General features: G+C 36.4%; 12 protein-coding genes. All 12 read left to right on the plus strand.

Going from position 1 to position 15,343, the window contains the following annotated elements; all coding sequences use genetic code 11:
- Positions 1-91 precede the first annotated feature (91 nt).
- The 12 genes from FFWV33_RS16305 to FFWV33_RS16360 all read left to right on the plus strand — a co-directional run bounded on the left by FFWV33_RS16305 (position 92) and on the right by FFWV33_RS16360 (position 15,295).
- Positions 92-2,416 (plus strand): type IA DNA topoisomerase, encoded by a 2,325-nt coding sequence (locus FFWV33_RS16305; RefSeq protein ID WP_108741880.1) that lies wholly within the window; start codon positions 92-94, stop codon positions 2,414-2,416.
- Between the two features lie 149 nt (positions 2,417-2,565).
- Positions 2,566-3,102 (plus strand): hypothetical protein, encoded by a 537-nt coding sequence (locus FFWV33_RS16310; protein WP_108741881.1) that lies wholly within the window; start codon positions 2,566-2,568, stop codon positions 3,100-3,102.
- A gap of 243 nt (positions 3,103-3,345) precedes the next feature.
- Complete coding sequence (locus FFWV33_RS16315) at positions 3,346-4,926, plus strand: glycoside hydrolase family 10-like protein (protein ID WP_108741882.1); 1,581 nt, start codon at positions 3,346-3,348, stop codon at positions 4,924-4,926.
- Positions 4,913-6,181 (plus strand): MFS transporter, encoded by a 1,269-nt coding sequence (locus FFWV33_RS16320; RefSeq protein WP_108741883.1) that lies wholly within the window; start codon positions 4,913-4,915, stop codon positions 6,179-6,181. The genes FFWV33_RS16315 and FFWV33_RS16320 overlap by 14 nt, the downstream gene beginning before the upstream one ends.
- Before the next feature lie 562 nt (positions 6,182-6,743).
- Positions 6,744-8,342, plus strand: a complete 1,599-nt coding sequence (locus FFWV33_RS16325; RefSeq protein WP_108741884.1) for a glycoside hydrolase family 3 protein — start codon at positions 6,744-6,746, stop codon at positions 8,340-8,342.
- A gap of 32 nt (positions 8,343-8,374) precedes the next feature.
- Positions 8,375-9,850 carry a Na+/H+ antiporter NhaC gene (nhaC, locus tag FFWV33_RS16330; protein WP_108741885.1) on the plus strand — a complete coding sequence of 492 codons (1,476 nt, stop codon included), beginning with the start codon at positions 8,375-8,377 and terminating at the stop codon, positions 9,848-9,850.
- A 457-nt stretch (positions 9,851-10,307) separates the two neighbouring features.
- Positions 10,308-10,946 (plus strand): peroxiredoxin, encoded by a 639-nt coding sequence (locus tag FFWV33_RS16335; protein ID WP_108741886.1) that lies wholly within the window; start codon positions 10,308-10,310, stop codon positions 10,944-10,946.
- Between the two features lie 176 nt (positions 10,947-11,122).
- On the plus strand, positions 11,123-11,431 hold the full coding sequence (locus FFWV33_RS16340; protein ID WP_108741887.1) for a thioredoxin family protein: 309 nt from the start codon (positions 11,123-11,125) through the stop codon (positions 11,429-11,431).
- A gap of 142 nt (positions 11,432-11,573) precedes the next feature.
- Positions 11,574-11,831: a DUF6952 family protein gene (locus FFWV33_RS16345; RefSeq protein ID WP_108741888.1), complete on the plus strand. Its 258-nt coding sequence runs from the start codon at positions 11,574-11,576 to the stop codon at positions 11,829-11,831.
- Between the two features lie 121 nt (positions 11,832-11,952).
- Positions 11,953-12,450: a thiol peroxidase gene (tpx, locus tag FFWV33_RS16350; protein ID WP_108741889.1), complete on the plus strand. Its 498-nt coding sequence runs from the start codon at positions 11,953-11,955 to the stop codon at positions 12,448-12,450.
- Between the two features lie 10 nt (positions 12,451-12,460).
- Positions 12,461-12,835, plus strand: a complete 375-nt coding sequence (locus FFWV33_RS16355; RefSeq protein ID WP_170111552.1) for a diacylglycerol kinase family protein — start codon at positions 12,461-12,463, stop codon at positions 12,833-12,835.
- Positions 12,836-12,853: 18 nt separating this feature from the next.
- The gene (locus FFWV33_RS16360; protein WP_108741891.1) at positions 12,854-15,295 is read left to right on the plus strand and encodes a DNA translocase FtsK; all 2,442 of its coding nucleotides are present in this window, start codon (positions 12,854-12,856) and stop codon (positions 15,293-15,295) included.
- The last annotated feature ends 48 nt before the right edge of the window (positions 15,296-15,343 follow it).

Consider the following 15,343-nt stretch of genomic DNA (forward strand, 5'->3'; position numbering starts at 1 on the left):
TTATGTTAACAAAAATCAGGCAAAGGACCGCTTTCTATTTCGATACCAATTTCTAAATTCCTAATTTGCGCCCTCAAAACAGAAGGAATAAATGAAGGTTTGTATTGCCGAAAAGCCCAGTGTAGCACGAGAAATTGCATCCGTTTTAGGAGCCAACACCAAACATGATGGCTACTTTGAAGGCAATGGCTATGCTGTAACCTATACTTTTGGCCACCTATGTACTCTCAAAGAACCCAACGATTACAAACCCTATTGGAAAAGTTGGGATTTGAACAACTTACCCATGCTTCCGGAAAAATTCGAAACTAAAGTTGTCGAGAATTCCGGAATCCAAAAGCAATTCAAAATCATTAAAAGTCTATTTGACAAAGCCACCTTGGTCATCAATTGTGGGGATGCTGGACAAGAAGGAGAATTGATTCAGCGATGGGTTATGAACGAAGCCAAGTACAAAGGCGAAGTCCAACGACTATGGATATCGTCTCTTACCACCGAGGCGATTAGAGAAGGATTTGACAATTTAAAACCCTCTGCAAACTACGACAATCTATACTATGCCGGATTTTCACGGGCCATAGGCGACTGGTTATTGGGTATGAATGCCACGCGCTTGTACACGGTCAAACATGGCGGATACAAACAAGTTTTGTCAATTGGTCGCGTGCAAACGCCTACACTTGCTATGGTGGTTGATCGCTGGAAAGACATTGAAAACTTTAAACCACAACCGTACTGGGAACTTCAAACCTTATACAGAGAAACCCTTTTTGCTTACGAAGAGGGTCGTTTCTTGAAAAAAGAGGACGGAGAATTGCTCGCAAATAAAGTCAAGGAAAGTGAGTTTGAAATCGTCTCTATCGAAAAAAAGAACGGAAACGAATATGCTCCCAAACTTTTTGACCTTACAGGGTTGCAAGTATATTGCAATACCAAATTTGGCTTTTCTGCAGAAGAAACGCTGAAAATTGCACAAACATTATACGAACAAAAAGTAATTACGTACCCTAGAGTTGATACTACCTTTTTACCAAACGATATTTATCCAAAAGTACCTGGTATTTTACAAAAACTAACCAATTATGCGGCTTTAACAGCACCGCTTTTGGGGAAGAAAATAAAGAAATCGACTAAGGTTTTTAACGACAAAAAAGTTACCGATCACCACGCTATCATTCCCACGGGAGTGCAATCAAACTTGCAATTCAATCAGCAACAGGTGTATGACATCATTACCAAACGTTTTATCGCTGTTTTTTATGATGACTGTTTGGTGGCCAACACCACGGTAATCGGTAAAGCGGCCGAAGTACTATTCAAAACCACAGGAAAAGTAATCTTGAAAAAAGGTTTTAGAGTAGTGTTCGAATCTTCGACAAAGAACGGTCCAAATGGTAAAGAAAAAGAAGCTGACTTATTACCCAACTTTGTTATTGGCGAAAAAGGACCGCACCAACCTTCTTTTTTAGAAAAAGAGACCAAACCACCCAATCAATTTACAGAGGCTACCTTACTTCGTGCTATGGAAACCGCAGGAAAACAAGTCGATGATGAGGATTTACGAGAATTAATGAAAGAAAACGGCATTGGGCGACCGTCTACTCGCGCGAATATTATCGAAACACTTTTTAAACGGCAGTATATTGTTCGAAATAAAAAACAAGTACTCCCTACTCCAACTGGAATTCAGTTGATTGATACGATTCAGAGTGATTTAATCAAATCGGCCGAATTGACCGGATCTTGGGAAAAACAATTAAAAGACATTGAAAAAGGAACCTATTCTGCTGCTGCGTTTATCAAAAACATGAAGCAAATGGTCGATGCGCTCGTGTATGAGGTACGTAGCGAGTCGGTACGTGCCAACATTTCGCATGCAGGAACAGTTCAAAAAGAAAAAGCAGTTGTTGAGAAAAAGAAAGCCGCTGGAATTACAGCGGAAACTTGCCCAAAATGCAAAAAAAACACCTTGATCAAAGGTAAATCGGCCTACGGTTGTGGTAATTACAGTTCGGGCTGTGACTTTGTATTGCCGTTTACTTTTGCTGATAAAAAAATATCCGAAAACCAATATCTACGATTGCTACAAAAAGGATCCACCGTAAACTTAAAAGATTTTAAAACCGAAGCCGGGACTGTAGAAGGATTGTTGCGCTTTGACGAAGAATTTAAAATTAAATTAGAACCTAAAAAAAACGCTGCTCCATCGCCAAAAGCAAAACCAGCTTCGGATGATTTGCCTTGTCCAAAATGTGGCAAAGGAATTGTAATGAAAGGCAAAACCGCTTATGGCTGTAGCAATTACAAACAAGGTTGCGATTTTAAAGTCCTTTTTGAAGTGGTTCGAGAAAACCTAAAAGATCAAAAACCTACCAAAGAATTGGTTTATCAGATCATGAAAGATCAAGTGCAATAAAGCTACGCTTGTTTTAGTAGATTGATTTTGAGTTTTCATCAGCGTTGCCTAAATTTGTAATTAAGGCAATCAATCGTACCTTTTTTCGTTACAATTGTACCTTTAGTAACTTTTTAATCACATAAACTTTAAGCTTAAAATTATATAGAATGAAAAAATTAGTCCTTCTCTTCTCATTAACACTATTAGTCGCTTGTAAAACCAGTAAAGTCGTTACTAAAGAAATACCGCTAGATCAAACCACTACGCCAACCGAGGAGGTTATTGAAGATTCAAAAAGCGAAGAACTTACTGAAATAGAAAAAGTTGAATTTATAAAACTAAGACCTGCAACAGTTAATGCGGCTCAAAAGCAAAAAGCATACGAGCTTGGAAAAAGAATTTTGATGACTTGCAATACGTCCAAATTCAAACCGTTTACCACAGCCGAAGCCACTCATTCGGTAATTAACAACATCACGATTGACAAACTTTCGACCATTTGCAATCGCTACCGTACTTACTATGGTACCTTCAACGATATTGAATTGGTAGAAGTGTTGAAGAGTACAAAAAATAGTTCAACCATATATAGGTATAAAGCATTGTATTCAAAAAAGGTAGCAAACAAGGAACTTAGAGTGACTATGAATGCCGCCAGCAAAGTGTCTGCTATACAAACGATGGACTGGAACAATAGTTTGTAAATTTTATTTTTCGAAAGTAAACAAAATTGTCGTCTTATTATTTTTCGAAATGAATTATTGCAACCTTTTTCCCTTTCAATAAAGAACATATTACTTCTAAAAAGTAGCGACTAAGTAATAGTACTCTTATTATTTTTTTGGCAAAGATATTGCGTATACATTTTTTCGAGAATTATATTTAGAAATTAACTCGTAAACTACAATAAAAAACTAATTTTGATTTTGATAATAAACCATTCGAAAATGATCCGCAATTTTTCTTTAGCTGTTGTAACGTTCTTCATAACAGCCCTTTTTTCAATGACCTATGCACAACCAAATCCTATGCACCCTAAAAACGAATTTAGAGCCGTATGGATTGCGACCGTTGTAAATATTGACTGGCCCAAAACGAGTACAGATGCTGTAGCCAAACAAAAAGAAGATTACATTGAAATTTTGGATGCCTACAAAAAACTAAATTATAATGTAGTGATTGTGCAAGTACGTAGTGTGGGCGATGCTTTTTACCCGTCAAAATTTGCGCCTTGGTCACGTTACTTGACCGGAAAAGAAGGTAAAGCACCCGACCCGTACTACGACCCGCTCGAATGGATGATTACACAAGCACACATGAGAGGTTTTGAGTTTCATGCTTGGTTTAATCCCTTCAGAGCCACTTTCGATCTAAAAAAAGAAACATTAAGTCCGAATCACGACATGGTCAAACACCCTGAATGGATGATCAAGTACGGCGAAAAATACTATTACAACCCAGGATTGCCAGAAGTGCAAAGCCAATTGGTTGCTGTGGTCGAAGAAGTAGTAAGGAATTATGATATCGATGCGGTGCACTTTGACGACTACTTTTATCCATACAAAATTGCAGGCTTAGATTTTAACGATACCGCTGCTTACAAAAAGTACGGTAACGGTTTATCTTTGGCCGATTGGCGCCGATTGAACACCAATAACTATGTTAAATGTACCAATTACGCCATCAAAAACATCAAACCATGGGTACAATTCGGAATTAGTCCATTTGGGGTTTGGCGTAATAAATCGGTAGATCCAAAAGGTTCAGACACGCAGTCTGGGCAAACAAACTACGACGATTTATTTGCTGATCCAATGGCGTGGATGGAGTACAAATGGGTAGATTACATTTTGCCACAATTGTATTGGAGTATCGAACACAAAACAGCATCCTATTCCAAACTATTAAAATGGTGGTCTGAAAACTCAAACGGAAACGCTGCGGTGTATATTGGGAACAGCTCGTACAAAATCAATACGGACTCAGACAAAAAATGGAACAATCCTACTGAGATTCCGAATCAAATTAACCTAAACAGAAGCTACAAAAACATTCAAGGGAATGGTTTCTTTAGCGCAAAATGGTTTTTGAATAACAGCAACAAAACCGTAACATCTATTTTGGCCAACAACCAATACAAATATCCTGCGTTACCAAATGTGGTACCCGGTTTCAGGTTCAAAGTCGAAGATATTCCAGTGGTTTGGGACATTACCACCGATGCCGACATCGCTGATATAATCTTGAAGTTCCCCGAATATGACAAAATGAGATACGTAATCGTGTATGGCGCAAAAGATAGTACTAAAATCGATGTAAGTAATCCAGCCAACATCATTGACAAAATAACAATTATAGAGAAAAAAGGTTCTATTGGTATCAGTGTACCAAAAATCTATTTGGAAAAGCATAGTAGTTGTGCTATCTCTTATATCGATTATTATGGTAACGAAAGTGAAGCAACCTTGCTATCAATGACCAAAAATTCTAAAACGATTTTAAACCAAATCACAAATGACAAAAAATAATAAACCTTGGTATTGGATACCCGTACTTAATTTTGCTTCGGGATTTCCTTATGCTATTATCATTGCGGTTTCGGTTATTATGTACAAAAACCTTGGGATTAGCAATGAAGATATTGGTGTTTATACCAGCTTACTCTACTTACCTTGGGTAATTAAACCACTTTGGAGTCCTTTTATTGACTTATACTCCACCAAAAGGAAATGGTTTATAGCCATGCAATTTTTGATTTCGATCGCTTTTACCATTGTTGGATTTACGATTCCGATGAATCATTTCTTCAACATCAGTTTAGCGTTCTTTTGGATGGCTGCCTTCGCATCTGCTTCCAATGATGTTGCTAGTGATGGATTTTATATGATCGCTTTAGAAAAAGACGAACAATCTTTTTTCTTAGGAATCAGGAGTACTTTTTATCGCCTTTCGATGCTGACTGGAAACGGATTAATTGTTATCATCGGTGGCTATTTAGAGCAAGAATATGGAGACAAACAAAAAGCGTGGTCGTATACCATGATTATCGTGGGAGTTATCATGGCTGTTTTGGCTGTTTATAATTTTTTCGCCACTCCAAAAACGGAGATTGCAACAAAAACTACTGTAGAAACTGCTACTTCAGACAAAAGCTTCTTCGTGGTATTTGCCTCCTTTTTTAGAAAAAAACAAATCGGAATCGTTCTTACCTTTATTTTACTCTTCCGTTTAGGAGAATCTCAGTTGTTAAAAATGCTAACGCCGTTTTTGATAGATGATGTTGCAGTAGGCGGGTTGGGATTAACCACACAAGATGTTGGAATCATTTACGGGACATTTGGAGTACTCGCATTGACTATTGGCGGAATTTTGGGCGGAATGGCCATTTCAAAAGATGGTTTAGGCAAATGGATGCTTCCTATGATATTAACCATGCATTTACCCATCATTGGTTTTATATTATTGGCTCATTTTCACCCTGCCTCAATCGTATATGTGTATGCGACAGTTATTGCAGAACAATTTGGTTACGGTTTTGGTTTTGCTGCCTTTATGATGTACCTCATATATGTAGCCGATGGCGAATCAAAAACGTCTCACTATGCTTTGGCAACTGGTTTTATGGCCTTAGGAATGATGCTTCCAGGAATGCTAAGCGGCTTTATTCAGGAATATTTAGGATATGGCAACTTTTTTATCTGGGTTTTTCTAGCCACTATCCCAGGACTAATTTTATCTCGATTTTTAATTTTCCCAAAAGATTTCGGAAAGAAAATAGATTAGAGGAAGTGAAAATTTCCTCCAATATCATTAAAATTTGATTCAAAATAAAGTTTTAATAATTGAATATTTAAAATTTAATGCAAAAACTCGAAAGTAATTCAATCAAATTTATATTACTATTCATCTTGTCAATTACCTTGTTATTTGTAATGAACAAAATTAATATTGGTATCGAATGGCTTTCAGTGATAACTATTCTAGCACTGATCGTACTACTTTGTTGCATCATAGCAAACCTGATTTTAATCACACTTTATAAAAGTGAATTAAGAAGTAAGATTCTAGCACTCACTTTAAGCGTTATTCCTTTAGTTATATCTCTTTATTATTTTTCTCTTATGTTAAGAAGCATTCGATGTTGAAAATAATCAAGAAAAAAAATCATTTAAATTCACCTCCAAAACTATAAGATCTATATAGTGCTATTTTTAAGCGAACTTGGAAATTTAACAGAATTACCATTTTAAATTACTATTTTCGTTTGGTCGCAAGCGCTCGATTTCTTAGTTTAAAATAAAACGAAGCAAAGGACGCAGTCTCAACACAATATTCAACTTTGGTAATGACATTAGAACAAAAAATAGGACAATTCTTTTTTCCTGCAGTATTCATTAACGATACTGAAGAAAATATTCAGGCCACCGAAAAAATGATCCGAGAGCACCACATCGGAGGGTTAACTTTTTTTCATTCCCGCGCTAGTGCCGCTACCAATTACGAAAGTAAAAAACCTATTGTCTATAATGACGATAGTTACAAACGCTTAAAGACATTGATCATTCGATATCAAAAAGCGGCCACTACTCCCCTTTTAATGAGTATCGATGCCGAATGGGGATTGGCGATGCGTGTCGAAAAAACACCGCAATATCCATATGCAATTACACTGGGTGCTTTACCAAAATCAAAAGCACACTTAGCTTTTGAAGTAGGAAGGCAAATAGGATTGGACTTAAAATCGGCAGGGATTCAGTATAATTTGGCACCCTTGGCTGATATCAACAACAACCCAAATAATCCCGTGATTGGTTACCGTTCTTTTGGCGAAGACAAAGACAAAGTGGCTTTGTTTGCCGTTGAATATCTCAAAGGGATGAACAGCGTAGGTGTTTTGGGCTGCCTGAAACATTTTCCAGGACACGGAAACACAAATGTAGATTCGCATTTAGGATTACCCATTCTTCAAGAGTCTTTGGACGAACTTCTAGAAAATGAATTGTATCCTTTTATCGAAGGTATTAAAGCAAATGTAGACTCGATTATGATAGGACATTTGGCTGTTCCCGCTCTCAATGATGGCAAAAATACCTCGGCCACCTTATCTAAACCTATAATTGAAACACTTTTACGAAAAAAACTGGGCTACAAGGGTTTAATCATTTCTGATGCTTTGAATATGCATAGCGTATCTAAACTATATACCACAAAAGGCCAACTAGAATGGGAAGCCTTCAATGCCGGAAATGATGTATTGTGTTTTGCAGAAAATGTCCCTGAAGGAATTCAAGCCATCATGCACCATGCAACGCCCGAGCGTATAGAAGAGAGTTATAACTGCATTCTTGCTTGCAAACAAAAAGCAGGACTTTTTGACTCAGAACCAGTAGTAGCAAATCAATTTGACTTTGAGGCAACATCAGACTTAAATAAAAAAATAGCACAAAATAGTATCACCACGATCAAAGACACGGCTAACTACCAATCCGTCCTTGATGCTTCAGAAAAAAATTCATTAGGACTTCTAACTATTTATAAAGAGAGTGATACACCATTTTCAAAAACACTGAACAAGCATTTTAGCACTCAAAAATTTTCGATAAAAGCGACAGAAAAAGTTCCAAACAATGACTTTTCAAAAAAAATCACTACTTTAGACACCATAATAATTGCCTTATTTGTTCCGAAAGCAAAACCAATGCAGAATTTTGAAATCGAAGATGCTGTTTTAAACTTGCTATCTGAATTATTCGAAACAAAAAAATGTGTTTTGTACCTATTTGGTAATCCGTATGCACTGCAAGTAATTCCGAAGCTCCAATTGGCAAACGGAATTGTACAAGCATATCAGGATTTTGAAGAATTTCAAGAAACTGCAGCAACACTTTTGGCAACCAACACAGCAACTATTGGGAGTTTACCCGTAGTTATTCAAAATATATAAATTAAAAAAATACCACATTACCCCTATAATTTATGAATACAAAAATACACAGAAACAAAGAGTTATCTATTGGCGAAGCGCTAATTCCAGTACTCGCTATAGTGATACTTTTAGGGTATAACGTTTATGTTTTTGGAGACGAAGCCCTCAGCGGCAGCAACCAGTTTGTATTATTACTAGGTGGTGCTGTAGCTGCAATTGTTGGTTTTTTCAATAAAGTTACCTTCGAAAAAATGATGGAAGAGGTAGCCAACAACATCAAATCAACAGTAGGTGCCATTTTGATTCTATTGATGGTTGGTGCACTAGCAGGAACATGGCTTGTGAGCGGTATTATTCCAACAATGATTTATTACGGCCTCCAAATTCTAAGTCCGTCCATATTTTTGCCAGCTACACTTATTATTTGTTCCATAATCTCCATCGCCACAGGTAGTTCTTGGACCACTAGCGCCACAGTAGGTATCGCGCTTATTGGCGTAGGAGGAGCACTTGGATTTGATTTGGGTATGGTTGCTGGAGCAGTAATTTCGGGTGCCTATTTTGGAGATAAATTATCCCCAATGTCCGACACTACAAATCTTGCACCAGCAATGGCAGGTACCGATTTGTTTACACACATACGTTACATGACCCTCACCACCATACCTACATACGTAGTAACTTTAATCATTTTTATCGTCATGGGACTTTCAGTAGACGTAAAAGGAGATGTGAATATTGATACCCTTTTACAAGATATCGAAGGAACTTTCAATGTATCATTATGGCTGTTCGCAGTACCAATTATAGTGATTGGACTAATTATTAAAAAGACAGAACCCTTAATTGCCTTACTTGCAGGAACACTTATGGCAGCTATTTTTGCTATAATTTTTCAACCACATATCATTAATGAGATTGCAGGAGTAAAAGAGATGACTTTTCAATCAGGATATAGAGGCGTTATGAACGCTATTACCCGAGACGTTGTAATTCCTACCGAAAACAAAACCCTAGCAGACCTTTTCACCTCAGGCGGAATGCAAAAAATGCTTGGAACCGTTTGGTTAATCATCTGTGCGATGGTTTTTGGTGGTATCATGGATGCCATTGGTGCTTTGGCCCGCATTAGTCAATCTTTATTAAAAATGGCTAGCAGCACATTTGGTCTTTTTGCCTCAACAGTGGGTAGCTGTTTAGCAATCAACGTTACCGCTTCCGATCAATATTTATCGATAGTTGTCCCTGGAAAAATGTTTGCAAAAGCCTACGAGAAAAAAGGTTTGGCACCCGAAAATTTGAGTCGTACCCTAGAAGATGCAGGAACCGTAACCTCGGTATTAATCCCTTGGAACACTTGTGGAGCCTATCAATCGAGTACATTGGGCGTCGCAACAGTAGACTATTTACCCTACGCCGTTTTTAATATTTTGAGTCCAATAACAACCTTGATTTTTGCTGCCTTTCAAATAAAAATCAAAATGATTCTCAATCCCGAATTAAAAGAAGATACCGTTACCGTTTAAAAAATTGGCCGTGCCACCAGCACCAAAAAAGGGCTACTATTGCAATCGCATAGTAGCCCTTTTTCGGTCCTGCTGTCGGGTGATCCATGCTACTTCGGTAGCTTATTCCTCCCCCTCACGCAAACCCCCACTCCATCCATTACATTCTGTTTTTATTTGATTGTTCAGTTTATAAAATCTCAGAAAATTTGTTTGATTTAATTTTCCTTAATTATAAAAAAACACACCTATCAATTACCTAAAAAATCAACAACTATACTATTTTACAATCCATTACCTAAAAAAAGAAAGAATAAAACATACCAAACTTAAATCACACATCCTAATAATCAACAATATAGCTTCTACAATAATCAAATACTATTGATATATAAATTTTTATAATCGAATGTGATACCTACAACCTCTTGTTATAGATTACTTTTGCAATCAGAAAAACAAATTAAATAAATATATTATGTCTTTAGTAGGAAAAAAATTCCCAAGTATTGCAGTTGACGCTATCTCAGAAATGGGCGATAATTTGAAAATTAACATTTTTGAAGAAGCTACCAAAAACAACAAAAAAGTAGTTTTGTTCTGGTACCCAAAAGATTTTACTTTTGTATGCCCAACAGAATTACACGCTTTTCAAGCTGCTTTGCCAGAATTTGAAAAAAGAAACACTATCGTAATTGGAGCATCATGCGACACTAACGAAGTTCACTTTGCATGGTTGAACACAGCAAAAAACAATGGTGGAATCGAAGGAGTAACTTACCCAATCCTTGCAGATACAAACCGTAACTTATCTTCTATCTTAGGAATTCTTGATATCGAATCTTCTGAGTACAACGAAGAAACAGATTCTTTAATCATCGAAGGATCAAACGTAACTTACAGAGCTACTTACTTAATTGACGAAACTGGAAAAATTTTCCACGAAAGTGTAAACGATATGCCATTAGGTCGTAACGTAAACGAGTACATCCGTATGATCGACGCATACACACACATACAAGAAAAAGGTGAAGTTTGTCCTGCTAACTGGGAAGCTGGTAAAGAAGCTATGTCTGCTGACAGACTTAGTACTGCAGCATACTTGAGTTCAAACTAATTAGTATAGAAGTCACTAAGATTCTAAGCTACTAAGTCAATACCATTTAAAGCTTGAATCGAATATTCTAAAATACAACTTATAAATAATTAAGTAAAAAGATTCTTAGTTGCTAAGTAATATAATTAAAAAAACTTAGCAACTCTGAAACTTTGAAACTTAGAAACTCATAAAATATGTTAATCGAATTAAACGAAGATACCTTAGCAAACTTAGTAGCTGAGAATAACAAAGTAGTAGTACAATATTCAGCTTCATGGTGTGGTAACTGCCGAATCATGAAACCAAAATTCAAAAAACTAGCAACAGAAAATGAAGCAGTAACTTTTGTAATCGTAGATGCTGAAAACTTTCCAGAATCAAGAAAATTGGCCAACGTAAGCAACTTGCCTACTTTTGCAACTTTTGTAGATGGAAAATTGGTAAACGAAACACAAACTAATAAACAAGAAGTTTTAATTGAATTGGTAAACGAAATTCTTTAAAAATTCAGGAACAAGGATTTTTAGATTTAGAATTTAACGCAAATCGTCTTCGATTATTAAAATCGTTTTAAAACTAAAATCAAAAATCGTTAATCTCAAATCGTTAATCCTAAATCAAACATTCCCAAATCCTAAATCAACTATGAAACTACCAGTAATAAAACACCTTACCCAATTTATTGAAGAAAATGACCAAGATTATATCATAGAAACAATTGAGGTATTGGAGGCAATGACCGTAATCAGTTCTTTAAAAGATGAAGAATTGGATGTAATTGGTGAACTAATCTCTAATATGTATGGCGCCCTTGAAGTTCAAAAATTGATCAAAAGTGGTTCCAATCAGAAAGAAGCTTTAAATACCTTCATGAAACGTGTTATGGGTTCTATCGATAAGTAATTGATAGTTCTTAACGGTTTTCACAAAGAAACGCATACTAGTTTTAGATGCGTTTTTTTTGTTTTAAATCCCAAGTCTTAAATAATTTTCATACTTTTGAACCTCAATAAAAATAAAAATTATGGCGGCAATTACATTAAAAGGAAATGCAATAAACACAAATGGTGAATTACCAGCTGTGGGTTCAAAATTAGCAGATTTTAAATTGGTTCAATCAGATCTTTCTGTAGCAACATTGAGCAATTTTACTGGAAAAAAATTGGTTTTAAACATCTTTCCTAGTGTAGATACAGGTACATGTGCTGCATCTGTTAGAAAATTTAACGAAAAAGCAGCCGCTTTAGACAATACTACTGTTTTGTGTATCTCTAGAGATTTACCATTTGCTCAACAACGTTTTTGTGGTGCTGAAGGAATTTCAAATGTAGTTAACCTATCTGATTTTGTAGATGGTAGCTTTGGAACTTCAAATGGATTACAAATCGTAGACGGACCATTAGCTGGTTTACTATCAAGAGTAATTATTGTTGCCGATGTTGATGGAACAATCCTTTATACTGAACAAGTTGGCGATATCGTTGACGAACCTAATTATGAAGCTGCATTAGCAGTACTTTAATCTCATTTTAATGGAGTTTCAAAAAGACAATTCATTTGTTACCGGAAGATTAAAAAGTGTGACTTATGCAGTCAAAGGTGCTATAAAATTAATCACCACAGAACACAGTGTGATGGTTCAATTTTCAATAGGACTAGTTTTGACAATTGCAGGTTTTTATTTTGGCATCACCTCCACGCAATGGCTTTTTCAAACACTAGCAATAGGATTAGTTCTAAGTATTGAAGGACTAAATACGGCAGTAGAGAAAATTGCCGATTTTATTCATCCTGATTATCATGAACGCATAGGTTTTATAAAAGACATAGCTGCTGGATCTGTATTTTTTGCAGCAGTCACCGCAGTAATTATCGGTTTAATCATATATCTACCCCTTTTTCTATAGGCAATAGAACAACCCATAATGGCAAAATCAAGAAAAGAAACTTTAGACAAGAAAAACGCTTCAGACCCTAAAGAGACAACACAATGGAAATTAACTAGACAGCACAAATTTGTTTTGGGCTGTCTTTTTCTGTTATTCTCAATCGCTTTATTACTAGCATTTATTTCCTTCTACATTTATGGTCAGGAAGATCAAAGTGCAGTAAACGAACTCGCTGATCGCTCTGAAAATGTGCAGAATTGGTTGGGTAAATTTGGTGCTTTCCTATCCAATTTAATCGTGTACAATGGTTTTGGACTTGCATCCTTTATCTTCGTACGGTTGTTTATGCTTACAGGTGCCTATTTAGTATTAGGTATTAAAGTGAGTAAGTTAAAAAACACTTGGTTTTGGGACCTATTTGCATTAATAGTTCTTTCGGTCTTATTTAGTTTTGCTGCCACTTCATTGCCAGAATTAGGTGGTGTTGTTGGTTATGAATTAAACTTATTTTTACAAGATTACATTGGAAAAACAGGAACTTTATTGACCTTGATTTTCGGGTTGATTGTATACCTTATTTTCAAATTAAAAATTTCTCCAGAGAAGATTCAAACCTTTTTCGAAAAAACAAAATCAGACCTAAAAAACAATTTAGCAGAAGCTGAAGCGGCCAAGAATAGCGAAGCCTACAATCTTGAGGAGTTTGCGGTTCCTGATGAAGATCTAAAAGAAGAAGAAATGGTACTTACAACCAAGCCTTCGCAATTTGAAATTAAAAAAGAAACGCTAAAACCTACCATTCAGCATTCTTCTGAAATTAAACTAGAAAAAGATACGCCTCCACCCTATGAGAAGAAAGCAGTCGTAGAACCCGTAGCCGCTGCAGCAGATTCATTTGTAATCGAATCAGCCCCAGAGGAAGATCTTATTGTCGAAAATCTAGCCTCAAAATTGGTGTCTGATTTCGGTCAGTTTGATCCTACCCTAGATTTATCAAATTATAAATTCCCAACCATTGACTTATTAAAAGAATATTCAACGGGCGGAATCACAATCAATCAAGAAGAACTAGAAGAAAATAAAAATAGAATTGTGGATACGCTCCGCAATTACAAGATCGAAATTGCACAAATCAAAGCCACCGTAGGACCATCGGTAACCTTATACGAAATTGTTCCAGAGGCAGGTATCCGTATTTCGAAAATTAAAAGTCTTGAAGATGATATCGCTTTATCACTTTCTGCACTTGGTATTAGGATTATCGCACCAATTCCTGGAAAAGGAACTATTGGTATTGAGGTTCCAAATAAAACGCCAACCATGGTCTCTATGAAATCTGTGATTGGATCGGCTAAATTTCAAGAAGCCGAAATGGAATTACCAATTGCTTTAGGTAAAACAATTTCTAACGAAACCTTTGTTGTCGATCTAGCAAAAATGCCTCACTTATTGATGGCAGGTGCTACAGGACAAGGAAAATCGGTGGGATTGAATGCTGTATTGACCTCATTATTGTACAAAAAACATCCTGCAGAGGTAAAATTTGTCTTGGTCGATCCTAAAAAAGTGGAATTAACTCTTTTCAATAAAATCGAAAGACATTACTTAGCAATGCTTCCGGACTCTGAAGATGCCATCATCACAGACAACACTAAAGTAGTAAATACACTGAATTCTCTTTGTGTCGAAATGGACAACCGTTACTCTTTATTAAAAGATGCAATGGTTCGAAATATAAAAGAATACAATGATAAATTTAAAGCAAGAAAATTAAATCCTGAAAACGGCCATCGCTTTTTACCGTATATCATTCTCGTTGTCGATGAGTTCGCCGATTTGATTATGACAGCTGGAAAAGAAGTTGAAATTCCGATTGCTCGTCTAGCACAATTAGCACGTGCCATTGGTATCCACTTGATTATTGCAACGCAGCGTCCGTCGGTGAATGTAATTACCGGTTTGATCAAAGCCAACTTCCCCGCACGTATTGCTTTTAGAGTTACCTCAAAAATTGACTCACGAACTATTTTGGATGCACAAGGAGCAGATCAATTAATAGGACGAGGAGATTTATTATACACCAACGGAAATGATGTTGTACGTGTACAATGTGCGTTTATAGACACCCCCGAAGTCGAAAAAATCACTGATTTCATTGGTTCGCAAAAGGCATACGCAACCGCTTATTTGCTCCCAGAATTTGTAGGAGAAGAAACTGGCATCAATCTTGATATGGATATCTCCGAAAGAGATACTCTGTTTAGAGATGCAGCCGAAGTAATTGTTACAGCGCAACAAGGTTCGGCTTCCTTGTTACAGAGAAAACTTAAATTAGGATATAACCGCGCCGGTCGTTTAATAGACCAACTGGAAGCAGCGGGAATTGTTGGCCCTTTTGAAGGCAGCAAGGCTCGAGCGGTACATATCCAAGATTTAACCTCTCTTGAGCACTTTTTAAACAATGAAAAAAACAGTTAAAACCATGCAAATCAAGATTAAAAACCTACAAAAAAACACAAGTCCAAC

The organism is Flavobacterium faecale (assembly GCF_003076455.1).
Taxonomy (GTDB): Bacteria; Bacteroidota; Bacteroidia; order Flavobacteriales; family Flavobacteriaceae; genus Flavobacterium; species Flavobacterium faecale.